The organism is Streptomyces eurocidicus, from assembly GCF_002891295.1.
GTDB classification, from domain to species: domain Bacteria; phylum Actinomycetota; class Actinomycetes; order Streptomycetales; family Streptomycetaceae; genus Streptomyces; species Streptomyces eurocidicus.
In genome coordinates this window covers 98,178-121,144 of the sequence record NZ_LGUI01000014.1, presented here as the reverse complement: position 1 = coordinate 121,144, position 22,967 = coordinate 98,178, and the positions used below count along the sequence as shown (strand labels likewise).

At 73.9% G+C, this 22,967-nt stretch carries 19 protein-coding genes; 6 read left to right on the top strand and 13 right to left on the bottom strand.

Translation table 11 applies throughout. The annotated features are described in order from the left end of the window. Positions 1–23: 23 nt before the first annotated feature. The 6 genes from AF335_RS32605 to AF335_RS32580 all read right to left on the bottom strand — a co-directional run bounded on the left by AF335_RS32605 (position 24) and on the right by AF335_RS32580 (position 8,508). The gene (locus tag AF335_RS32605) at positions 24–3,869 is read right to left on the bottom strand and encodes a lipopolysaccharide biosynthesis protein (protein ID WP_102922036.1); all 3,846 of its coding nucleotides are present in this window, start codon (positions 3,867–3,869) and stop codon (positions 24–26) included. Continuing rightward, the gene (locus AF335_RS32600) at positions 3,862–4,662 is read right to left on the bottom strand and encodes a polysaccharide deacetylase family protein (RefSeq protein WP_102922035.1); all 801 of its coding nucleotides are present in this window, start codon (positions 4,660–4,662) and stop codon (positions 3,862–3,864) included. Before AF335_RS32600 ends, AF335_RS32605 begins: the two co-directional genes overlap by 8 nt. Further along, entirely contained in the window at positions 4,659–5,720 is a 1,062-nt protein-coding gene (locus AF335_RS32595; protein ID WP_102922034.1) for a glycosyltransferase family 2 protein, read from the bottom strand. Before AF335_RS32595 ends, AF335_RS32600 begins: the two co-directional genes overlap by 4 nt. Continuing rightward, positions 5,717–6,532 carry a glycosyltransferase family 2 protein gene (locus AF335_RS32590; RefSeq protein ID WP_102922033.1) on the bottom strand — a complete coding sequence of 272 codons (816 nt, stop codon included), beginning with the start codon at positions 6,530–6,532 and terminating at the stop codon, positions 5,717–5,719. The genes AF335_RS32595 and AF335_RS32590 overlap by 4 nt, the downstream gene beginning before the upstream one ends. Before the next feature lie 421 nt (positions 6,533–6,953). Continuing rightward, positions 6,954–8,048 (bottom strand): GNAT family N-acetyltransferase, encoded by a 1,095-nt coding sequence (locus AF335_RS32585; protein ID WP_102922032.1) that lies wholly within the window; start codon positions 8,046–8,048, stop codon positions 6,954–6,956. A 1-nt stretch (position 8,049) separates the two neighbouring features. Further along, a complete protein-coding gene (locus tag AF335_RS32580; RefSeq protein WP_102922031.1) occupies positions 8,050–8,508 on the bottom strand; it encodes a hypothetical protein in 459 nt (152 codons plus the stop codon). A gap of 292 nt (positions 8,509–8,800) precedes the next feature. Here AF335_RS32580 and AF335_RS32575 point away from each other — a divergent pair, with 292 nt between their 5' ends. After that, a complete protein-coding gene (locus AF335_RS32575; protein ID WP_102922030.1) occupies positions 8,801–9,619 on the top strand; it encodes an SGNH/GDSL hydrolase family protein in 819 nt (272 codons plus the stop codon). Here AF335_RS32575 and AF335_RS32570 read toward each other — a convergent pair. Further along, positions 9,608–11,305 carry a serine/threonine-protein kinase gene (locus AF335_RS32570; protein ID WP_102922029.1) on the bottom strand — a complete coding sequence of 566 codons (1,698 nt, stop codon included), beginning with the start codon at positions 11,303–11,305 and terminating at the stop codon, positions 9,608–9,610. The two genes, AF335_RS32575 and AF335_RS32570, sit on opposite strands and share 12 nt — an antisense overlap. 242 nt (positions 11,306–11,547) lie before the next feature. On the opposite strand from AF335_RS32570, the gene AF335_RS32565 reads away from it, so the two are divergent. Beyond that, a complete protein-coding gene (locus AF335_RS32565) occupies positions 11,548–11,811 on the top strand; it encodes a hypothetical protein (protein ID WP_102922028.1) in 264 nt (87 codons plus the stop codon). 576 nt (positions 11,812–12,387) lie between these two features. Here the strand turns inward: AF335_RS32565 and AF335_RS32560 are convergent. Beyond that, positions 12,388–13,137 carry a GntR family transcriptional regulator gene (locus tag AF335_RS32560; RefSeq protein ID WP_102922027.1) on the bottom strand — a complete coding sequence of 250 codons (750 nt, stop codon included), beginning with the start codon at positions 13,135–13,137 and terminating at the stop codon, positions 12,388–12,390. A gap of 10 nt (positions 13,138–13,147) precedes the next feature. Continuing rightward, entirely contained in the window at positions 13,148–14,482 is a 1,335-nt protein-coding gene (gene hmgA / locus AF335_RS32555; RefSeq protein WP_102922026.1) for a homogentisate 1,2-dioxygenase, read from the bottom strand. A gap of 224 nt (positions 14,483–14,706) precedes the next feature. On the opposite strand from hmgA, the gene AF335_RS32550 reads away from it, so the two are divergent. Together AF335_RS32550 and AF335_RS32545 are read left to right on the top strand one after the other, a co-directional pair. After that, positions 14,707–16,125, top strand: a complete 1,419-nt coding sequence (locus tag AF335_RS32550; RefSeq protein WP_102922025.1) for an aldehyde dehydrogenase family protein — start codon at positions 14,707–14,709, stop codon at positions 16,123–16,125. Positions 16,126–16,191: 66 nt separating this feature from the next. Then, a complete protein-coding gene (locus AF335_RS32545; protein ID WP_102922024.1) occupies positions 16,192–17,289 on the top strand; it encodes a Zn-dependent alcohol dehydrogenase in 1,098 nt (365 codons plus the stop codon). Between the two features lie 58 nt (positions 17,290–17,347). Here the strand turns inward: AF335_RS32545 and AF335_RS32540 are convergent, their stop codons facing one another. After that, positions 17,348–17,896 (bottom strand): DUF2165 domain-containing protein, encoded by a 549-nt coding sequence (locus AF335_RS32540; RefSeq protein ID WP_102922023.1) that lies wholly within the window; start codon positions 17,894–17,896, stop codon positions 17,348–17,350. 199 nt (positions 17,897–18,095) lie between these two features. Between AF335_RS32540 and AF335_RS32535 the strand changes: the two genes are divergently transcribed. Next, positions 18,096–18,713 (top strand): TetR/AcrR family transcriptional regulator, encoded by a 618-nt coding sequence (locus AF335_RS32535; RefSeq protein WP_102922022.1) that lies wholly within the window; start codon positions 18,096–18,098, stop codon positions 18,711–18,713. A gap of 14 nt (positions 18,714–18,727) precedes the next feature. After that, positions 18,728–19,189 (top strand): redox-sensitive transcriptional activator SoxR, encoded by a 462-nt coding sequence (gene soxR, locus AF335_RS32530; protein ID WP_102922021.1) that lies wholly within the window; start codon positions 18,728–18,730, stop codon positions 19,187–19,189. A 54-nt stretch (positions 19,190–19,243) separates the two neighbouring features. Here the strand turns inward: soxR and AF335_RS32525 are convergent, their stop codons facing one another. The 3 genes from AF335_RS32525 to AF335_RS32515 form a co-directional block, all read right to left on the bottom strand. After that, positions 19,244–20,686: an amidase gene (locus AF335_RS32525; protein WP_102922020.1), complete on the bottom strand. Its 1,443-nt coding sequence runs from the start codon at positions 20,684–20,686 to the stop codon at positions 19,244–19,246. 92 nt (positions 20,687–20,778) lie between these two features. Beyond that, complete coding sequence (locus AF335_RS32520) at positions 20,779–21,390, bottom strand: hypothetical protein (RefSeq protein ID WP_102922019.1); 612 nt, start codon at positions 21,388–21,390, stop codon at positions 20,779–20,781. Between the two features lie 172 nt (positions 21,391–21,562). After that, a complete protein-coding gene (locus tag AF335_RS32515; protein ID WP_184743609.1) occupies positions 21,563–22,864 on the bottom strand; it encodes a serine-threonine protein kinase in 1,302 nt (433 codons plus the stop codon). Positions 22,865–22,967 lie beyond the last annotated feature (103 nt).

The following is a 22,967-nucleotide window of genomic DNA, read 5'->3' as shown; positions in this document are numbered from 1 at the left end:
CCCCGGCGGGGGCCACCGGGGCCCTACGACATCGTCGCGAACCGCTGCACCAGCGAGGCCAGCAGCACCACCAGCAGCGGCAGCGCGAACCAGAACGAGCTCTGCAGCCACCGCAACTGCCGCACCCCGGGGCCCGCCACGACCCGCACCAGCTCCCGCGCCGTCAGCAGCAACAGCAGCGCCGCCGCCGCGAGCGCCCCGGCGACCGACACCGGCGTCCAGGTCACCCGGGGACCCGCCGGGCCGGGACGCGGCTCGGGCACGTCGCCCGTGGGCCGGTCGTTCAGTTCGTACAGCACCGCGTCATCGTTCGTCAGCACCCGGTGGAGCTCCGGCCGGGCGTCGAGGGCCCGGCGCAGCCGCCCGTCCCAGCCCGGGGCGTAACCCGCGTCGAACTCCAGATACACCGACTGCCCGCGGTTGACCATCAGATACGAGCCCGGCCCGGCGGCCCGCAGCTCGCCGACCAGGTCGGCCACCCGCGCCGGGTCGCGCGGGGCGAGCGTCGGACGGTAGTTCACCCGCTCCATGTCACGGCTGCCCCACGGCACGGCCGGGGTGACGCTCTTGACGGGATCGCTGCTCATCCACAGCAGCCTTACGGTCGGCCGGTCGTGGGCGTACACATAGTCCATGGCGGCGACCTCGCCGGGGCGGACGCGCTCGAAGGGCTCGTTGCCCCAGCGGGCCACCAGGAAGCCGAGGACGAGCACCAGCCCCGCCGCCAGCGCCACCGCCGGGCCCCGCATGGCCCGCACGCCCGGTCGGCCGGTGCGCGGGAAGAGGGCCAGCGCCGCGAGGACACAGGCACCGGGCAGCGCGAACAGGAAGACGCGCAGCGCCACCTCGCCGCCGTAGGACTGCATCCCGAAGGCGAGGAAGGGCACCGCCGTGAGCACCAGCAGCGCCGTGTCGCCGGTCCCCGACCGGCGGCGGCGCCACCAGCCGAGCGCGGCGCAGGCCAGCACCCCGCCCGCCAGCGCCACCCGGATGTAGAGCACCAGCTTGTGGGTGGCGCTGCCGCCCTCGATCCGGCCCGACACGGACGAGGAGACATTGCCGCCCAGCGAGCCCAGCCCGCCGAACAGCTCGTCGAAGTGACCCGACCAATAGGGCTCCGCCAGGAACCCCACCCACACCGCCAGCATCACGCCGCACAGCAGGGGCAGCCCGCGCAGCGTGCAGCGGCGCACCAGGACCAGCGCGGTCAGCACCCCCAGCATCACGAAGGGCGTGAGCTGATGACTGACGACCGAGGCCGCGAACAGCGCCACCAGCAGCGCCAGCAGCGCCCCGCGCTCCCGGCGGCCGGCCGGCACGACCTCCGCCTCGCCGGGCAGCAGCTTTCCGCGCAGCTGCCTGGGCCAGCGGAACCAGACCAGCAGCACGGCGACGAACAGCAGATAGAAGAAGTAGTTCAGCGCCTGCGGCGAGAAGTAGTCCTGCCCCACCCAGCCGCACAGGACGAACAGCCAGGCCGCCGTCCACTTCGCCCGCCAGCCGGCCCGCACCGCCCGCAGCAGCAGCGCCAGCGGCGCCAGGCAGAGCAGCTGGAGGACCGTGGGCCACCAGCGCAGCACCTCGGACAGATCGCCGACCCCGCACGCCTTGGCCGCGAAGGCGGCGAGGGCGAAGAAACCGGGCCAGCTCCAGCGCGCGTCGAGATCCGGCGCCGCGACCCCCGTCCGGTCGATGAAGTCCAGGAAGCCGAGGTGCTGCCAGGCCGTGGCGAACCGGGGCTGGTCCTCCAGCACCGCCGGGACGGCGTGCAGGGAGACCACCGTCAGCAGCAGCACCGCCACGAGCAGCGGCCGGCGCTGCTCGCCCAGCCGTAGCGCGCCCGCGAAGGCGGTCACCAGCAGCGCCGCGCCCAGCAGCGTCGCCACCGGCAGGACGGACACCAGACCCAGCCCGCCCATGGCGTCCAGGTCCGCCGGGCCCATGGACGCCAGCGGTACCCAGTACAGCGCCAGCGCCGCCGCCAGCAGCGCCCAGACCCCGGTCTCGGGCCGCCGCCACCGGGCCACCGGCCCCGGCGCCCGGGCCTCGCTTCCGGCCGCCGCGGCCACGGGCTCCCCGGCCGGGGGCGCCTCACCCTCGGGCGGGGCCACGGCGGACGCCTGGGCGGGCGCGGGCGGTGCGGCGCTCGGCCGCGCGGCCCGCTCGGGAGGGTTCTCCTCGGGGACGGGGCCGGAAGTGGCCGGGGACACGGGTGGCTGCGCGGCGGGGGACAGGGTGACCGCCTCCGGGGTGTGCCGGAGATCGGGGCGCCTCTCCAGGTGGTCGAAGTCCAGCCGCACGCCCAGCGGCATCGTGTCGGCGTCCAGCGCCGCCCGTAGTGCCCAGCGCGTGCCGTAGCCGGCGCCCTCGCGCTGCCCGGCGGCGGGAGGCCCGGCCTCCCGCCCTAACCCCCGCGCGATACCGCGCCGGACCTCCCGCCTTTCGTCCGAGGGGCCGTCCCGCCGGTCGCCCCGGTCCGCCAGGTCCGCCAGATCGCCGTCCGGGGCCACATGCGGCGCGTACGCCGCGGGGCCCGCGAACTTCGCCGCCGCCGTGGGCCGGAGGACGTTACGGAGCTTCACCGCCGCGATGGTGACGATCACCGTAAGGCTGGCGATCTCCGCCACCCCCGCGCCCGTCAGCCCCATCCGTGGCAGGAGCACCACCGTCAGCCCCAGCACCAGCACACACAGCAGCCCCTGGAGATAGGCGAGGCCCGCCGTCCGGCTCTGCGCCCGCAGCACGGCGAAATAGACCTCCATCACCACCCGGAGCGCCGCCCCGACCGCGAACCACCGCAGCAGCGGCGTCGCCGCGTGGGCGTAGCCCGGCCCGAAGACCCCCAGGATGTACGGCGCGAGGACGAAGAGCAGCACGCACACCGGCACCATGATCCGGGCCATCCGGCCCAGCGCCGCCCGGCAGTTCTCCGCCAGCCGCTCCGGGTCGTGCGCGCCCTCGACGGTCAGCGACGCGCCCATGTTGATGGCCAGCAGGTTCACCGTGCCACCTATGGTGGAGGTGATGTAGAAGAAGGCGTTGTCGGTGGAGCTGACCTGCGAGGCGACGATCACCGGCACCAGATAGACCACGGCCAGCGAGAACAGCGAGCCGGTGTAGTCACCGGCGAGGAAGCGCCCTATCTCCCGGGCGGACGCCGGCCGGGCCGTCGCCTCCGTCGCCGCCACATGGCGGCGCACCAGCCTCCGGAACACCAGCCAGCCCAGCGGCAGCACCGACACGGCGATCGAGACGACCCAGGAGACGAAGACCCCGGACATCGGCAGCGCCGACGCCACCCCCACCAGCAGCGCCAGCTTCGCCGCGGAGAAGACCGTGTTGCCGACGGGCACCCAGAACGCGCTGCGCAGCCCGGTCAGCACCCCGTCCTGGAGGGTGAGCACGGACCAGGCCACGACGGCGAGGACGAACACGGACCCGCGCAGCCCCCCGTGCAGGAAGCCGTACGACGGGCCCCACAGATCGAGCGTCAGCAGGAAGAAGCCCGCCGCGAGCGCGACGAGCAGCGAACTCCCGGCGTACGTCCGGAAGACGAGCCGGCCCGTCGTCCGGCCCGCGATGGGGATGAAGCGGGCCAGCGCCCCGGTCAGGGTGACCGCGGCGAGGCCCGCCAGGAGTTTCATCGCGGCGATGGCCGCGGAGCCCTGGCCGACCGCCTCCGTCGAGTAGTAGCGGGCGGCGATCAGCCAGTACCCCACACCGAGGACGGCGCTGATGCCGGTGTTGAGCATCAGCGCGAAGGCGTTGCGGAACAGCGGATTTCCGCCGCCCCGCCCCGGCAGCCGCAGCCTGCGGCCGGCCGGTCCCGCCGTCTCCCGTTCCTGGGCGCGGGTGGACGTGTCAGACACGGGCTTCGCTTGCCTTCCTGACGACCTGTCGGGTTCTGCGGACGACGGCGTACCCCTTCGTCAGGACCCGGTCCCTGACGAAGAGCCTGCCGAGGCCCCGGCCCTCGACGAGCCGTTCGAACTCCCCGAGACCGGTGGACCGGCGCACGGTCACCCGCTCCAGGGCGTACGGGCCCTGGGGACGCTCGGCGAGGGCGTTGCCCACGGCCAGGGATATCGTGAAGCCGGCCGCGCGCACGGTGTCCCGCACCCGCCGGTCGGAGTAACCGTAGGGATAGGCGAAGGACACGGGCGGCTCGCCCAGTTCCTCCGCCAGGATCTCCCGGCACCGGGCGACCTCGAACCACAGCTGGGCGTCCGTGAGCTGGTCCAGCTGGGGGTGGGAGTGGCTGTGCCCGCCGATCTCCACCCCGGCCGCGGCCAGCTCCCGCACCTGGTCCCAGCTCAGCATGAGGTCGAGCGCGCCACCGGATTCGTGCGCCCCGCGCACCCACCCGGTGGACGCGAACAGCGTCGCCGCGAAGCCGTGCTCGACGAGCGTCGGGAGGGCGTGCCGGTGCACGCCCTCGTAGCCGTCGTCGAACGTGATCAGCACCGGCTTCTCCGGCAGCCCGGAGCCGGTGCGCCACGCCTTCGCCAGCCGCTGGGCGGTCAGCGGGGTGAACCGCCGCTCGGCCAGCAGCCGCATCTGGGCCGCGAACGCCTCGGGTGACACCGACAGCCCGTAGGTGGCGCGGGACGGTGAGTGTGCCACGGAGTGGTACATCAGTATCGGCACACGGTCCACGCTCATGGGCCGGCCTCCGGCCCCGGCGGGTCGGGCACGGCGGACGCCGGGACGTCCGCCACGCCTGTGACACCCGCGATCGCGTACCGGCCTCCGCCCCGGTACGCACGGATCCGGCCGAGGGCGTAGCCCCCCGCGGCCGCCGCGACGCCGGCCACGATCGCCCCCGCCCGGCCCGCGCCGCCGGCCCGGCCGAGCAGGGCGTCCCGCACCCCGCGCGCGATGCCCGCGGGCAGCACGCGCGTGGTGTAGCGGCGCTCCGTGGCCAGCCCCTCCCGCGCCCCCACGCTCCGGGACACCAGGGCCTTGGAGAGGCCCTCGGCATAGGCGCGGGTGCGGAAGTAGCGGAACCGCTCGCGGGCGGCCGGGACCCGGTGGTGGATGACCGCGCGGTCGTCGATCAGCAGCACCGCCTCCGGCATCGCCCGGGTGAGCCGGATGCACAGCTCCGTCTCCTCGCAGCCCAGCGGCAGCCGGTCACCGTCCCGCCCGATGCCGCTGGCGAAGCCGCCGGCCACGGTGAACGCGGACCGGCGGAAGGAGGCGTTGCCGCCGAGGACGTTGCGCACCGGGACCCGCCCCGGGGGCAGGCCGCGATAGCTGCAGCCCACCACCCAGTCGAACTCCTCCGGGAACCAGGCGGGCCGCCGCCGGGACTCCCAGACGGGCTGGGTGCGCCCGCCCACCGCCATGACCCGGGGGTCGGCGTACGCCTCGGCGAAGTGCCGCAGCCAGTCCCGCTCGGCGACCGCGTCGTCGTCGAGGAACGCGATCACCTCGCCGGAGGAGGCGGCGATGCCGGTGTTGCGGCCGGCCGACAGGCCGCGGGGGCCCGCGTTGGCGAGCACCCGGACCCGGTCGGCCGGCGCGCCGGCGCCGTCGTCCCCGAACCGCTTGGCGAGCCGCCGCAGCAGGGCGGGGTTGTGGTCGACGACCACCAGGGTCTCCAGCGCGGGCCGGGACTGGTCGGCCACCGAGGCCACCGAGGCGAGGATGTCGCCCCAGCGGTCCTCGGTGTAGACGCAGATGACGACCGACACGCCCGGCGGGGAAGTGGTGCTCAAGACACTTCCCCGCGGTTCGCGGCGGGTGCGATGGCGAGCCGCTGCGGGCGGCGCCGGCGCCGGGCGCCGTGCTCCCGCAGGATGACCTTCAGGACCCGCAGCCCGTCGCGCACGGCCCGCAGATTGCTCGCGCCGTGGATGCGGACGAACTCATGGCTCGGGATCTCCTGGACGCGCAGTCCGGCCTTGACGACTCTGATGTTCATCAGGGTCTCCACCTCGAAGCCGGCGCAGTCCAGGGCGATCTCGTCCAGGCAGCGCTTCCAGAAGGCGTTGTAGCCGTAGCACAGGTCGGTGTAGCGGGCGCCGAACTTGTGGTTGACAAGGGAGCACAGGACGCGGTTGCCGAGCTTGCGGATCGGCGTCATGTCGTCCGTGCCGCCCCCGTTGGCGAAGCGGGAGCCCTTGGCGAAGTCCGCGCCGCCGACCAGCGCGGAGACATAGCTGACGATCTCGTTGCCGTCGGCGGAGCCGTCGGCGTCGACCATCACGATGATCTCGCCCGAGCAGGCCGCGAAGCCGGTGATCAAGGCGTCGCCCTTGCCCTTGCCGAGCTGCCGGACGACCTTGACCCCCGGCCACAGGGCGCGGGCCACCCCGATGGTGTCGTCCGTGGAATTGCCGTCGACCAGGACGACCTCGTGGATCCACTCCGGCAGCGTCTTGAAGACGTACGGGAGGTTCTCCGCCTCGTTCATGGCCGGGATCACCACGCTCACCGGTGGCGCTATCGCGAAATGCGAGCTCACCGGGCGATATGGGCCGGCCGTCGCCGGCTCCTGATCGGCCGCGGGCCGCAGGAAGGAACTCATGATGGAAGATTTCCCTCTCGTCCGGTGGACCGCTCTCCCCGAGCGGTCCGGTGACGTATCCGGTTCGAAAAGGGGGTACTCACCCAGATCCGGGCGGCATGAATCACCACATGGACAAGGTGAGATGCAACGGCTACCGACCGCGCGGTACGCGACTCGGCGACTGTGGTCCTACCGAACGCGGCACCCCCCACCGCGCTCCCGCCCCGGGCACCATCGCGACGCTTGAGCCCTCCCCTTGAGCCGCTTACCGATGGGCCGATGCGGGTGGATGTACGACGGTATTGATGCTTGAGACTGTATGGCAAGAGGTGGTGCGGTGACTCCTCCTTTGGGTGTTTTTTGCGCCCGATTCATACGTCCAGTTGACGTTGTGCGCCGTTGACGGCGCATTAGGGGCGCATTAACGGCGCAATGCGCCTCACCCGCCTTCGCGAATGCGCCCCATGCGTTTCAGCAATCGGTCCGCGGGCTCGAAGAGCTCCGGCCGGGCCAGCACGGTGTTGCGCAGCGCCCGCACCGGCGCGCGCCGTATCCGGTGTCCCAGCGCGACGGGATGACGCCGGGTCACCCAGCCCTCCGAGACGCTGAGCTCCCGGGTCTTCAGCGAGTCCTTGTACTCCTTCTCGCCGCGCCCGAGGTCCAGATAGGCCAGGCCCGCCGCGGCGGCCCCCTCCGCCATCCGCAGGTGCAGCACCAGGCCGGGGGAGTACTTGGCGAACGCCGGGTCGTACGCCGGGAACCAGCAGGCGAGCACCGACCGCGAGCGCAGCCCGAAGTGGGCCGCGAGCGGGCGGTCGCCGGCGTAGAGGACCGAGAGCAGCCCCGCGAAGGACTCCGTGCGGGTGTGGAAGAGCTGCTCGACCAGGAGCGATATCCAGGGCCGCGCGAAGCGGTCGCTGCGCCCCGTTCTTCGGTACTGGGCCGACTTCCAGCCGACCAGGGTGCGCAGCACGTCCGGATCGCGCTCGTCGTGGACGTAGCGCACCTCGCCCAGGTCCCGGCTCATCCGGCGCTCCTTGGCGAGCGTGGTGCGGGTGAACTTGGGCGACTGCTTGCGCAGCGTCGCGAGGTAGGGGCCGAAGCCCTGCTCCACGTCGACGACGGGGGAGGCGTACGAGCCGGAGGCCCCCGCCTCGAACGGCTTCTGGCCCTCCACCAGGTGGTCGAACTCCCATACCGACAGGCCGCAGGCGAGCAGCAGCTCGCGGGCGTCCCACTGGAACCCGGGGCCGTGCACCAGTCCCTGTGCGTCCGAGACCCCGAGCCCTATCGCCCGGCCGACGCCCAGCGGGGTCCGCTGGTAGGGGAAGAAGCCCACCGGCTCGCCCTCCTCGCGGACCACCGCTATCCGGGCGGAGGCCCGGCAGCGGCCCACGGCCAGGGCGAACTCCGGTGCGAGGAAAGGATTCGCGAGCTGCGGCGAGCCGTCCGCCGCCGCACGTGACTGCAGGGCTGTCCATGCCGCCCGGTCGGCTGCCGTGAGCTCGCCCGGGCGGTACACGCTGATGTTCACCTCAGGACGTCCGACTTCTCTCCGTGCGACCCCGGTGGCGCCGCGCGTGTGCCAGCAGGAACAGAAGGAGGCTGACGGCCGCGACCGCGGCCACACCGCCCCGCACCGTCCAGACGTGCAGCGCGAGCATGGTCTGCGCGATCAGCAGATCGACGGCCACGGCCCCGCCGACCGCCACCACCGAGCGGCTGAGCGGGTCGAGTCCCCGCAGCGCGGCCCCCACCGCGCACGCGGGCGCGACGATCAGGAAGAACAGGGTGAGCGGTGCTCGCAGAGCTGAGCCGATGTCGGCGAGCGCGAGCACGGCACCGGTCCCCGCGATGGCCGCGGCGGCCCCCGCCAGTACCGGGAGGGAATCCCCGGCCGGCGGTCTCCTCCCGGTGTCGCCGCATTCGTCGATCGAAGGTTCGGACGGACTATTGGGATCGGTGAGACCGGTGGGATCTGTGAAGCTCTGCATTGGCGACTTTGCCCCCCGAAGCGCCGGATGCCGAAGCCTTCAATGTCGCGCAATCGGCGGAGGCCCGTCAAGATGTGAAGGCCGTGCAAACAGGCTCCGGTTACTGCATCCGGGTGGAACCGGAGTCTTTCCGTCGAATGAACTTCGGCGGAAAACTGGCGCCTCGTCAGAAACCCCGCCCGTCGCGAAGTCGATCACTTCCCTTTCCCTGTTGTTTTGACATGGACACTTCCGGCAGCCTTCCGTGGCTGCTATCCAGGACACACCGGAAAACCCTGGTAAAGGAGAGTCCATGAAACTGTCCTGGTTCGTGAGTTCCGTATCGGCGCTCGCTGTGACCGCCGCCCTCGCCCTCGGTGCGGGCGGGTCCGCGCACGCCGCGGAGAGAGCGGCGCAGAGATCCGCGGCCACCGGCTACGTGGCCCTCGGCGACTCCTACTCCTCGGGCGTCGGCGCCGGCAGCTACTACGCGAACAGCGGCGACTGCAAGCGCAGCGCCAAGTCCTACCCCGCCCTGTGGGCCGCGGCCCACACCCCGTCGAGCTTCGCCTTCACCGCCTGCTCGGGCGCTCGTACGGGTGATGTGCTGAGCGCCCAGCTCGGCCCGCTGGGCGCCTCCACCGGACTCGTCAGCATCAGCGTCGGCGGCAACGACGCCGGATTCGCCGACACCATGACGACCTGCGTGTTCAACAGCGACAGCGTCTGCCTCGACCGGATCCAGCAGGCGCGTACGTACATCGCCGGTACCCTGCCGGGGCAGCTGGACAAGGTTTACTCCGCCATCTCCGCCAAGGCCCCCGCCGCCAGGGTCGTCGTCATCGGCTATCCACGCTTCTACCATCTCGGCGGTGGCTGTCTGGGCGGGCTGAGCGAGAAGAAGCGCGCCGCCATCAACGCCGCGGCCGACCACATCGACACCGTCATCGCCAAGCGCGCCGCCGACCACGGCTTCGCCTACGCCGACATCAACGCCACCTTCACCGGCCACGAGATCTGCTCCGGCAAGCCCTGGCTCAACAGCGTGACACTGCCCGTGGACGAGTCCTACCACCCCAACGCCGACGGGCAGTCGGGCGGCTATCTGCCGGTCTTCACCTCAGCCGCCTGAGCGGCCCGCTCCCACGGTGCCGCCGTAGGTCGCACCTCCGTCCGCGCCTTCCGAACGCGCCGCGCCCGACGGCGTGCCCGCCGACGCCGACGGCTTGCCCTGGCCGCTCGGTGAGCCGGGGCGTGAGGGCGAGGCCGGTGGTGAGGCGGCGTCCGTCGGTGCCTTCCCGCAGTCCACCGTGAACGAGACAGGAGAGGAGGTCAGTCGCTGGGGGCTCCTGATCTCGACCGCGATCCAGTCCTTGCCCGGGTCCGACGCGCGGCGCCCGGATTCCGTGTGCCGTACGGTCGTGCGCTGCTCGGTGAAGCGTTCGGTTCGCCAGTCGCCGTCGGTGACTTTACCGCTGCCCGTCACCCAGCGGTAGGTGACCTCCACCGGCACCCGTCCGGCGGTGACGGTCGCGGAGAAGGCCGGCGCGGACGCCTCCGGCGGCGGGCAGGGGCCGGTGTAGCGGTCGCGCACGGCCTCGAGCGCGACCCGCACCGAACCGTCGGCGGAGGTGGCCCCGGCGGACCGGGACGCGCCGGCCCCGGCGTCCTTGCCCCCGCCGCCGGACGAGGTGTCGCCGGACGAGCCGCCGTCGCCGGTGAGCGCCCATATCAACCCGCTCGCCAGCGCGGCGGCGACCAGGACCGCGGCGGCCACCACAAGACCGGTCCGCTTGCGGCCCCCGCCGGCCGGACCCGGCGGGGACGCGGGGCCGACCGGGCCGGTGATGCCGGTGGTGCCGGGGCCGGGCGGCGCGTCCCCGGCGGCGTGTGCCGTGCCCGGCGCCGGGGACGCGGGACGGGTGAGAACGGTCGGGGCGTACGGGACGTCCGGGGCGGGGGCGGCGGGGGGGGCGCCCGCCGCCACGGCGCGCAGCATCCGCTCCGCCTCCGCCGCGCCGAGCCGCTCCGCCGGATCCTTGCGCAGCAGCCCTTCCAGTACGGGCGTGAGGGCGCCCGCCCGGCGCGGCGGCGGGAACACCTGGTCCACCACGGCCCGCAGCGTGCTCAGCGGGGTGTCCTGGCGGAACGGCGAGAAGCCCTCCACCGCGGCGTACAGCGTCACCCCCAGCGACCAGAGGTCCGAGGCGGTACCGGGCGGGCGGCCGAGGGCGCGCTCCGGAGCGAGGTACTCGGGGGAGCCCACCAGCTCGCCGGTCCGCGTCAGGGCGGTGTTCCCCGGCACCGTCGCGATGCCGAAGTCGGTGAGGACCACCCGGCCGTCGTTGGCGACGAGGACGTTCCCGGGCTTCACGTCGCGGTGCAACACGCCCACCCCGTGAGCGGCTCGGAGCGCGGCCAGGACCTCCGCGCCGATGCGCGCCGCGCGCGCCGGTGCGAGCTGCCCCTCCGCCTCCAGGACATCGGCCAGCGACAGGCCGGGGACCAGCTCCATCACGATCCAGGGGCGGCCGTCCTCGGTCGCCACGTCGTGGACCGTGACGACGTTGCGGTGCGCGATCCGCGCCGCCGCGCGCCCCTCGCGCTCCAGCCGCGCGTAGAGAAGGCCCACCTCGTGGCCGGGGAGACCGGCCGGCGCGCGGACCTCCTTCACGGCCACCTCGCGGTCCAGCAGCTCGTCACGGGCCCGCCACACCACGCCCATGCCGCCCTGTCCCAGCCGGTCCACGAGCCGGTACCGGCCCGCCACCAGCCGGGATCCCCGGCCGTCCCCGGAAGCCCCGAAATCCCCGCTCATCGCCGGGCCCCCTCCCGTAAGAGAGCGATTCCGGGTGAATGTACCGCAACGGAGCGTGATCACCCCCGGTTACCCGCATTCCGGCCCGGATCAACTCGCCCACAGTGACGGCAGGTTCACGCCAGGTTCGTCAACGCCCTTGACGTAACGGTGAATCCGCACCGCCGATGCGTGGGTGACGGAAAGGGGCGGTAGGGTTACCCTGCCTGGGCCGGGTGCCTCGTACGGGTGGGGAGACTTCGATGGATCAGATAGCAATGCGCGGGCGGGCTCGAGTGCCCGCCATCAACTGCAAAAGCAGCGCCTCCAGCGCGCGGCTCGACCGCCATCTCGCGGTGCTGGGCGGCCCTGCCGTCCCCCAGCGGGAGACCGAGGGCGCGACCCTGCTCATGCGTGAGCTGACCTCGCGTGACCACACGCGTGCCAAGCAGGGCCGGACCGCCAAGGTCTCGCTCTTCGCCCCCTTGAGAAGGCTGCGCCGCTCGCTGTTCGGCAACCACGGCTGACCCGGCCCCCGACCCGGACCGCGGAGCCCGCCGCGCCGATCCGGACCGGCGCCGTCGGCCGCGCACCCTCTCCCCGGGGCGGTCGCACGGCGCCGTCGGCTTCCCGCTTCGAGGCATCATTTCCGCCGCTCGCCGCCCGGACACCTCCCGACGTGCCGTCAGGCAGAGCCGCGCCCGTACCGGGCGGTGAGCGGCGCCGACAGCGGTCATCCCCGCTTCCGTACGCCGCGTGTGCCCCGAGGGGCTCGAAGGCGTCTCCCCGTGACGTGACGACCGGGGATTTTCCGCGACCCCGTGCGGCTCGACCGACGCGGGGCCACCGGGCGCCCGGCGCACCGATCCGCATGCAGGCGCTCGCCGGGCCGACGCACGCCCCGATGTCCCGCCATTCCCGGCTGCTTCGTCTGATGTCGCCCGTCTACGGTCTCGGTCCGAATGCCCTGCGCTGTTTCGCGTACGCGCTGTGGGCGGCGCAGCCGAGACGCGTGGCGGTCCGGGCGGAGCCGCGGTCACGGCCTCGGCCGGGACGGGCCCCGGCCGCCCCGCGCCGACCGGAGCGAACCCCCGTCACCGCGCTCAGTGCGCGTCGAGCGTGACCGTGAACGAGAAGCGGTCGCCCCGGTAGCGGATGCGGGCCACGTCCACCGCCCGGCCGCGGTCGTCGTAGGTGATGCCGGTGTAGTGCAGGATCGGGCTGAGCAGCGGCACCTGGAGGAGCTTGGCCGTCTCCGGGTCCGCGAGACGGGCCTCCACGGTGTCCGTGATCCGGCTGATCGTCACGCCCACGGCGTCGCGCAGCACCTTCGTCATCGGCCAGCGGGTGAGGTCCGCGAGGTCGATGCGCCCGGCGAGCTCGGGGCGCACCAGGTTCTCCGCCCAGTTCGTCGGCTCGCCCGTCGCCCCGTCGCTGCGCAGCCGCCGGTAGGACACCGCCTCCGCCAGGTCCGGGAAGTGCTCGGCCAGCTCCGCCGGGATCCGCTCCGGGCCGTGCTCCAGGATCTCCGTGCGTTCCCCGGACTGCTGCGCCACGATGGTGTCCACCGAGCCGAGCAGCCGCACCGGCGAGCCCCGGCGGGCGCTCGGTTCGATGAACGTGCCGCGCCGCCGGTGACGGGTGATCAGCCCCTCCGCCTCCAGCTCCTTGAGGGCCTGTCGCATGGTCAGGACGCTGACGCCGTAGTGCGCGGCGAGGGCGTCCTCCGTGGGCAGCCGCAAGGGGTCGCCGGCGCGGCGCCCGAGTATGGAGGCGCGCAGCGACTGGGACACCTGGTACCACAGCGGCAGCTTGCGGTTGAGCGCGAGGGAGTCGGGGGCGAAGGTGGTCACGGAAACTCCCTCACTGGCGGAAATGGCGCTCCAGACCCTGCCACACCCCGTCGTAGCGCGCCTGCAGGTGGCGGGCGGTCCGGGCCTGCTCCGTCACCGTGATCGGCCAACGGGTCTCGAACATGAAGGCGAGGCCGTCGTCCACCTTGTGCGGCTTCAGCTCCGCGGCGCTCGCCTTGTCGAAGGTCTCCCGGTCGGGCCCGTGCGCGGACATCATGTTGTGCAGCGAGCCGCCGCCGGGCACGAAGCCCCCCTTGCCGGCGGCCTTGGCGTCGTACGCCCCCTCGATCAGGCCCATGTACTCGCTCATCACGTTCCGGTGGAAGTACGGCGGCCGGAAGGTGTCCTCGCCCACCAGCCAGCGCGGCGCGAACACCACGAAGTCGACGCCCGCCAGCCCCGGGGTGTCCGAGGGTGAGGTGAGCACGGTGAAGATGGACGGGTCCGGGTGGTCGTAGCTGACCGAGCCGATCACATTGAAACGGCGCAGGTCGTAGACGTACGGCACGAGGTTGCCGTGCCAGGCGACGACGTCCAGCGGCGAGTGGTCGTAGGTGGCCGCCCAGAGGTTCCCGCAGAACTTGTTGACCACCTCGACCGGGCGCTCCACGTCCTCGTAGGCCGCGACCGGCGCGCGGAAGTCCCGGGCGTTGGCCAGGCCGTTGGCGCCGATCGGCCCGAGGTCGGGGAGGACGAAGGGCTGGCCGTAGTTCTCGCAGACGTAGCCTCGCGCGGTGCCGTCCGGCAGCTCCACCCGGAACCGCACCCCGCGCGGGATCAGCGCGACCTCCCCCGGCGCGGCGCGCAGCAGGCCGAACTCCGTGCGCAGCAGCAGCGCGCCGTGCTCGGGGACGATCAGCAGCTCGCCGTCGGAGTCGCTGAACACCCGGTCCGTCATCGAGGCGTTGGCGGTGTACAGGTGCACGGCCATGCCCGAGCGCTGGGTGACGTCGCCGTTGCCGCCCAGGGTCCACAGGCCGGTCACGAAGTCGGTGCCCTCGGCCGGCTCGGGCAGCGGGTCCCAGCGCAGCCGGTTGGGGTCGGGCACGGCGTCGGCGAAGGGCGCGCCGCCGAGGGCGCCGTTGACGGTCCGGGTGAAGGGCGGGTGGGCGGCGGACGGCCGGATCCGGTAGAGCCACGACCGCCGGTTGTTCCGCCGGGGCTCGGTGAAGGCGGTGCCGCTCAGCTGCTCGGCGTAGAGCCCGAGCGGGGCCCGCTGCGGCGAGTTCCGGCCCTCCGGAAGCGCGCCGGGTACCGCCTCGCTGCTGTGCTCGTTGCCGAACCCGGACAGATACGCCGGCTCCCCGGCCGGCGTCCGCGCGTGTCCGTTGCCCGTGTCGCTCATCGCGTGCTCCCAGCGCCGATGGATTCCTATGGGAGACCGTAGGATTCCGCGCCGGGCGCGTCAATGGATCAGCGTCGGCGGGCCGCGCGTCGGCGCCGACCTGTTACCGGCCGTACCGGAACGGATGCCTCTGGTGTGTCCCGGTCATCCCCATTAGGTTGAGACGGCACGGGGGTTCGGGGTCCGGCAGGGCCCCGGGGACCGACACCGCAAGGAGATGGCCAGTGATCGCGCACGACGGCATGTACATCGACGGAGGCTGGCGGCCCGCCGCCGGCACCGACACGATCGAGGTCGTGAACCCGGCCGACGAGCAGGTCATCGGCACCGTCCCGGCCGGCACCGCGGCGGACGTCGACGCCGCCGTGCGCGCCGCCCGCGCCGCGCTGCCCGGCTGGTCCGCCACCCCGCCCGCCCGGCGGGCCGAGCACCTGATCGCGCTGCGCGACGCGCTCGCGGCCCGCGCGGACGAGATCGCGGCCACCGTCACCGCCGAACTCGGCTCGCCCGCCGGTTTCGCCCGCCGGGTGCACACCGGCCTGCCGATCGCCGTCGCCGGTTCCTACGCCGAGCTCGCCGCCACGTACCCCTTCGAGGAGCGGCTCGGCAATTCGACCGTGCTGCACGTGCCGGTCGGCGTCGTCGGCGCCATCACCCCCTGGAACTACCCGCTCCACCAGATCGTCGCCAAGGTCGCCCCGGCACTGGCGGCAGGCTGCACCCTCGTCCTCAAGCCCGCCGAGGACACCCCGCTCACCGCGCAGCTGTTCGCGGAGTGCGTGCACGCCGCGGGCCTCCCGGCGGGGGTCTTCAACCTGGTCACCGGCCTCGGCCCGGTCGCCGGCCAGGCGCTCGCCGAGCACCCCGGCGTCGACCTGGTCTCCTTCACCGGCTCGACCGCCGTGGGCAAGCGGATCGGCGCGATCGCGGGCGGCGCGGTCAAGCGCGTCGCGCTCGAACTGGGCGGCAAGTCCGCGAACGTCATCCTCCCCGGCGCGGACCTGGAGAAGGCCGTCGCCGCCAACGTCGCCGACGTCTGCCGCAACACCGGGCAGTCCTGCAACGCCCTGACGCGCACGCTCGTCCACGAGGACCGGTACGAGGAGGCCGTCGCCCTCGCGGCCGCCGCCGTCGCCGCCTACGTGCCCGGCGACCCGGCCGACCCCGAGGTCCGCATGGGCCCGGTGATCAACGCCCGGCAGCACGCCCGGGTCCGCGACTACATCGCGAAGGGCGTCGCGGAGGGCGCGCGGCTCGTCGCCGGCGGCGCCGAGGCCCCCGAGGGCCGGGAGAAGGGCTACTTCGTCCGCCCGACCGTCTTCGCCGACGTCACCCCGGAGATGACGATCGCCCGGGAGGAGATCTTCGGCCCGGTCCTCACCTTCATCAAGTACACCGACGAGGACGAGGCCGCCCACCTCGCCAACGACACCGTCTACGGCCTGGGCGGCGCCGTCTGGGCCGCCGACGAGGCCACGGCCGTGGCCTTCGCCCGCCGTATGGACACCGGCCAGGTCGACATCAACGGTGGTGGCTTCAACCTCCTCGCGCCCTTCGGCGGCCACAAGCAGTCGGGCGTCGGCCGCGAGATGGGCCCGCACGGCCTGGCGGAGTACCTGCACACCAAGTCGCTCCAGTTCTGACGGTTTCCCGGCGCACCCGGTACTGAGGGTGCCCCCGCCCCCGCCCCCGCAGGAGAAGGGACCGACATGGTCCGCGCCGTGGTACTGACAGCCGTGGGCGAGCCCCCGCGGACGACCGAGATCGATCTGCCCGCGCCCGGCCCCGGCCAGGTGCGGATCGCCCTGGCCGCCGCCGGGGTGTGCCACTCCGACCTCTCCCTGTCCGACGGCACGCTGCGGCAGCCCGTACCGGCCGTCCTCGGCCACGAGGGGGCGGGCACCGTCACCGCCGTCGGCGAAGGGGTCGGGAACGTGGCGCCCGGCGACCGGGTGATCCTCAACTGGGCGCCCTCCTGCGGCGGCTGTCACTTCTGCGGGCTCGGCGAGCCCTGGCTGTGCGCCGACGCCGCCCGGGCCACCACCACCCCGTACGCCACGCTGGCCGCCGACGGCACCCCGCTCCACCCGGCGCTGGGCACCGCGGTCTTCGCCGAGGAGACCGTCGTCCGGGCGAACGCCGTGCTGCCCCTGCCGGACGGGGTGCCGCTCGCCGAGGCGGCGCTGCTCGGGTGCGCCGTCCTCACCGGCTACGGCGCCGTGCACCACAGCGCCCGGGTCCGCGCCGGCGAGAGCGTCGCGGTGTACGGCGTCGGCGGCGTCGGGCTCGCCACGATCCAGTCGGCGCGCATCGCGGGCGCCGGGGCGATCGTGGCCGTGGACGTCTCGCCGGAGAAGGAGGAACTGGCCCGCGCGGCCGGGGCCACCGACTTCCTCGTCGCGGGCTCCGGCGGTGACACCGCGAAGGCCGTCCGCGCGCTCACCGGCGGCCACGGCGCCGACGTGGCCGTCGAGTGCGTGGGCCGCGCGGAGACGATCCGCACGGCGTGGTCCTCCACCCGCCGGGGCGGGCGCACCACGGTCGTCGGCATCGGCGGCCGGGACCAGCGGGTCGTCTTCTCCGCCCTGGAGCTGTTCCACTTCGGGCGTACGCTCGCGGGCTGCGTCTACGGCAACAGCGACCCGGCGAGGGACCTCCCCGTGATCGCCGGGCATGTGCGCGCCGGGCGCTTCGACCTCTCCGCGCTGGTGACCGACCGCATCGGGCTCGACGGCGTCCCGGCCGCCTTCGACGCGATGCTGGCGGGGCGCGGCGGGCGCTCCCTGGTGGTCTTCCCGCAGCCCTGACGGCCTGTGGTCGTCCCGCGGGCCCTGAGCCTCCGCCGGACGGACCCGGCCCGCCCGCTCAGCGGTCCGGCCCGTCCCGTCCCTCCGGCGAGGGCAGCAGGACCACCACGAGCGCGAAACCGCCCAGCGTGACGTCGCGCGCGGCGGCCGCGAGGCCGTTCCACTTCGCGGACTGCCACATCGCGAACCACTCGCCGCCGATCGCGAGGAACCCCATCCCGAACAACAGCAGCATCATGACCAGCCCCAGCGTGCTGACCCGCCGCGCCGCGCCGAACCCGCGCGGCGGGCCCGTGCGCGCCAGCAGCCCGGGCACCCACAGGGCCGCCCCGGCGAGCAACGCCAGCGCGGTGAGCGTCTCCCAGACGATGACGGCGACATAGGCGGCGTCCTGGATCCACCGGTCCGTGACCGCCCGCCACATCAGGTCCTCGTCCCGGAACGTCGTGTCCATCGCCAGGACGTGCCGGACGAACTCCTGGTTGGTGCCGAAGTCCGTGATGTTGCCGAACGCGACCAGCGCCATGTACAGCGCCGCCGTCGCGGTGAGCGCGGCCGCCGCGAACGGCAGCGCGCGGGAAGCGGGGTGCCGGCCACCGTCGGACATCGTGCCTCCCCGCCCCGCCTCCCCGTCCCGCCGCGCCGCCCGCGCCGGACCCGTCCCGTATGCATGCCCGCGCCGGCCGGGGCGTACGCGCGCCGTCCGGCCCGGCCGGACACGGCGGCTAAGCGCTTGCTCAGGCCGGGGTATGGTGTTCGTCGCGCGGGCGGAGGGCCCGTGGCGGGCCGGGAGAGCGGGGCGTGGGATGGGCGCGGAGCCGAAGCGTACCGAGGAGTGGGCCGACGTCACGCCGGACGCCGCGCGACGGCTGGTGACCGCCGCCGTCGCGGCCTTCGCCGAGCGCGGCTACCACGCCACCACCACCCGGGACATCGCCGGCCGGGCCGGCATGAGCCCCGCCGCGCTCTACATCCACTACCGGACCAAGGAAGACCTCCTCTACCGGATCAGCGCCATCGGCCACCGGCTCGCCCTCGACCTCCTCCGGGGCGCGCAGCGACCCGGCAGCGACCCCGCCACCCGCCTCGCCGACGCCGTACGCGCCTTCGTCCGCTGGCACGCGGAGCACCACACCACGGCCCGCGTCGTGCAGTACGAGCTCGGGGCGCTCGGCGAGGAGCACTACGCCGAGATCGTCGGGCTGCGGCGCGAGACGGACGCGGCCATCCGGGGCGTCATCGAGGACGGTGTCGCCTCCGGCGACTTCGCCGTGCCCGACGTCACCGGCACCACCCTCGCCGTCCTCTCCCTGTGCATCGACGTCGCCCGCTGGTTCAACGCGGAGGGCAAGCGCACCCCGGACGAGGTGGGCGACCTCTACGCCGACCTCGTGCTGCGCATGGTCGGCCACCGCGCGCCCTGACGTAAGGTCGTGACGTGCCGCAGATTTCGATCGATGTCCAGGAACTCACCGTCGGCCAGCTGTCCGCGCGCAGCGGCGCGGCGGTCTCCGCACTGCACTTCTACGAGTCGAAGGGCCTGATCAGCAGCCGCCGCACGGCCGGCAACCAGCGCCGCTTCGACCGCGACACCCTGCGCCGGGTCGCCTTCATCCGGGCCGCGCAGCGCGTCGGCATCCCGCTCGCCACCATCCGGGAGGCGCTCGCCGAGCTGCCCGACGAGCGCACGCCCAACCACGAGGACTGGGCGCGGCTCTCCGAGGCGTGGCGGGGCGAACTGGACGCCAGGATCCAGCAGCTGGGACGGCTGAGGGACCACCTGGACAGCTGCATCGGCTGCGGATGCCTGTCGCTGGAGGGCTGTGTGCTGTCCAACCCGGACGACCGCATCGGCCAGTTCGGCAGCGGCTCGCGGCTCCTGGTCGAGCGGCGCGCCTGAGCGGCGTACGGGCCGCGTACGGGCGGTCCCGGTCACCGGGGGCCGCCCGGCGCGTCACCACATCGCCGGACGGCGGCCCGCCCAGGGCCTGGCCTCCTCCAGCTGCGCCGACAGCGAGATCAGCGTCGTCTCCGCGCCGTACCGGCCACCCAGCATGACCCCGATCGGCAGCCCCTCCGCGGTCCAGTGCAACGGCAGGCTCACCGCCGGCTGCCCGGTCGCGTTGTAGACCGGGGTGAAGGGCGTGAACCGGAGCAGGGCGGCGAACTCCCCCTCCGGGTCCCCGTCGTCACGCAGCCCGCCCACCGGCATCGGCGGGGTCGCCAGCGTCGGGGACAGCAGCACGTCGTAACCGGAGCCCGGCGCCTGGAGCCCGTCGGCGATCAGCTGGGTCACCGCGCGCAGCTGGTACAGGGCGGTGGCGAACTCCGGGCCGCCGACCCGCCGCCCCCGCTCCCGCAGCATGCGGGTCAACGGAAGCAGGAGCTCCTCGCGCTCCTCCGGCACCGGCCGCATCGTGGACAGCACCTCCCAGACGCGGCTGAACGCCTCGCCCAGGGTCGGGTCGTCCGGCAGCGCCACCTCCTCGACCGTGTGGCCGAGCTCCCGCAGCAGCACGGCCGTCTCCTCCGCGGCCCGGACGCACTCGGGGTGCGCCCGGGCGCCCGGTACCGGGGGCCGGGTGAACACGGCGACCCGCAGTGCCCCGGGCGCCCGCCGCGCCGCGGCCGCGAACGTCCCGCCCGGCGGCAGCGAGGGCGCGGCGTACGGATCACCGGGTTCCGTCCCCGCGAGGACGTCCAGGAGCGCCGCCGCGTCCGCGACCGTACGGGCCAGCGGCCCGGAGGTGGTGAGTCCGGTGACGTCGTGCAGGATCGGCCCGGAACTCACCCTGCCCCGGCTGGGCTTGATGCCGAAGAGGCCGCACGCCGACGCGGGGATGCGGATGGACCCGCCGCCGTCGCTGGCGTGCGCCAGCGGCGCGAGGCCCGCCGCGACCGCGGCCGCCGCACCGCCGCTCGAACCGCCCGCCGACCGGTCGAGGTCCCAGGGCGTACGGGCGGGCGGCGCGACGTCGTTCTCCGTGTGCGGGGGCAGCCCGAACTCCGGGGTGTTGGTCTTGCCGAGCAGGATCGTTCCCGCGTCCCTCAGACGCCGCACCACATGGTCGTCCACGGTCGGCACATGGTCGGTCAGCGTCGCCGAACCCATCGTGCACCGGACCCCGGCCACGTGGTGGAGGTCCTTCACGGGCACCGGCACGCCGTGCAGCGGGGACAGCGCCCGCCCCTCCCGGCGGGCGGCCGCCGCCTCGCTCTCGGCGTCGGCCGCCTGCTTGCGGGCGATCTCGGGGGTGACGGTGACGAACGCTCCCAGGGAGGCGTCCAGGCGCTCCACCCGGTCCAGGTAGTGCTCGGTCAGCTCGACGGGGGAGATCTTCCCCGCCCTGATGGCCGCCCCCTGCTCCAACGCGGTCAGATCGTGCAGCTGAGTCATGCCGTCCGCCTTCTCGTCGCCCGATGTCGCCGTGCGCGGGCATCCTCGCACCGCGACCGGGCGGCGGTCACCCCCCTTTCCCGGCGGCCGGCTCACACGGCCGCGTACCGGTCGGCGAACGCGCGGCGCCGGGCCGCGATCAGCGCCCCGCGGGAGAGCGCGGGCACCGGCACCACGATGCCGCAGTCCGCGCAGACGGGGCCCTCCATCGGATACCGCTCCAGATCGCAGCGCCATTCGAGCCGCTCCTGGGAGCACACCGGGCAGGCGTCACCGGGGCCCGCCTCCATCGCGGAGATCACCCGGCGCAGCACATCGGCCAGCCGCGGGGCCGGGAAGACCGTGGGGCTCACACAGGGCACGATGTCACAGCCGCCCCAGGTGTTGCGGTGCCAGTCGTCCAGGGCGCTGGGCTGCCGGATGCCGTCGTGCTTCTCGCGCTTGCGGCGGTCGGCGAAGGACGCCTCGTAGGCCAGCCAGACCGCGCGGGCCTCCTCCAGCTCGGTCAGGGCGGCGATCAGCAGGGCCGGGTCGGGGGCCCGGTCGTCGGGGGCGAGCCCCGCGAGGGCGCACAGGTGGTGCCAGGTCGCCCGGTGCCCGTACGGTGCGAAGCGTTCGAGGCACTTGCGCAGGGAGGTCCGCCGCAAGGCGATGGTGTTCCGTGGATTGCGCACCTCTCGTGCGAGTGCTCTGAAACCTGCCACTGCATCCCACCTCCGACTGCGCGGACTCGGACCGACATGGAAGGGACGTAACGCGCCGCGATTCGGATCCCTCGTGGCCGGATCCCGTCGGCGCGCCACGCGGCCGCCTCCGCTCTGCTACCCCGAAGTCGCGCACAGATGTGGAGAGCTCGCACACACCGGCGGGCTTCGGTCAGCGGACGAGCCGCCCCGCCAGCAGGACGGTCCGCGCCAGTTCCGGGTGGCAGATGTCGCTGTGCGCGCCCGACGGCGGCCCGCCGCGCGCGACCACCGCCGACGCGTCGACGTTCACGCAGCCGTCCGCCGGCAGCCCGCCGCCCAGCGCCTCCCGCAGGGAGAGCCGCGCGCAGCCGCCGACCGCCCGGATGCCGCCGTGCCCGAGCGCGCCCCACCGGGAGTCGTCCAGACCCAGCAGCGAGCCGTCGTCCCCGGACATCCGGGACGCGAGCGGATAGAGGACGCCCAGCGCCGTGTCGTGGCGCGAGTGGCAGCACACCACCGGGCCCCGCACCCGGCGGTGCAGCCCGCCGAGGGCGCCGCCGCGGTCCGAGGCGAACGGCAGCCGGGGCGCGAACGCGTAGTGCGAGAAGGCGCCCTGGAGCAGGGTCAGCGAGGCGACGCACGCCGTGTCCGCCGGCAGCCCGCGCAGCGCGAACGACACCAGGCGCGCGCCGAAGCTGTGCCCCGCCAGATGCACCCGCAGGCCGGGGGCGGACCGGGCGAGCTCGCCGAGCAGCGGCCCCAGCCCCGCCTGCCCGACCGTGCCGGCGCGTCGCTTCATCGTGTAGTACGAGGTCTGGCGGAGCAGCTCGTGGGCGCCGTGCCAGAGCTTCTTCGGCCCGCCCCCGAACAGCTCGGGCGGCAGGGCGCCCACGCTCGCCAGGGCCGCCGTGAAGCTCTCGCACACCCGCCGGGCGTCGTCGGTGAGCATGGCGGGCAGGGTGTCGCCGGGGACGTCCCCGAGGTCGCCGCCGTGCTCCTCGTGCGCCGTGTCGGCCAGCCCGCGGGCGAGGCCCACGAACTCGTCGAGGGAGGCCCGGTCCTCCGGCCTGTCCGCCAGCAGCTCGGCCAGCCGGTCGGCCACCGCCTCCGGGCAGGGCAGGATCTCGATCAGCGCCCGCCGGGTGTCCGGGTCGAGCACGGGCGGGCACCCGGCCGCCACCCGGCCCTCCGGGAAGTCCGGGACGGGCTCGTCGGCGAAGCGCATCGACGGCCAGAACACCCCCGCGTAGCCCACTCGCGCCCCGCCGGCCTCCCCGGCCCCGCCGAGCAGGCCCGGGAACGGCGCGAAGAAGCGGTCGTACAGCCGGGTGGCCGTCGACCGCTCGTTGTTCCAACCGTGTGCGAACACCACCAGATCGGTCAGACCCGTCCGCGCGGACCCGCGTATCAGTGCGTCGCGGTCACCCGGCCGGGCGTCCCCGTCGGCGTCGAACGTCAGCTCCCAGTACGGCTCGACACTCATGCCCGCCATGGCAAGTCCCCCTTGAGGCGGTCCGCTGTGCGCGCATCGTCCCGCTGTCAAGAGGGCCTGTCCAGCCTTCTTCAGAGTGTTCACGCTTCCGTGTGGGGCAGGT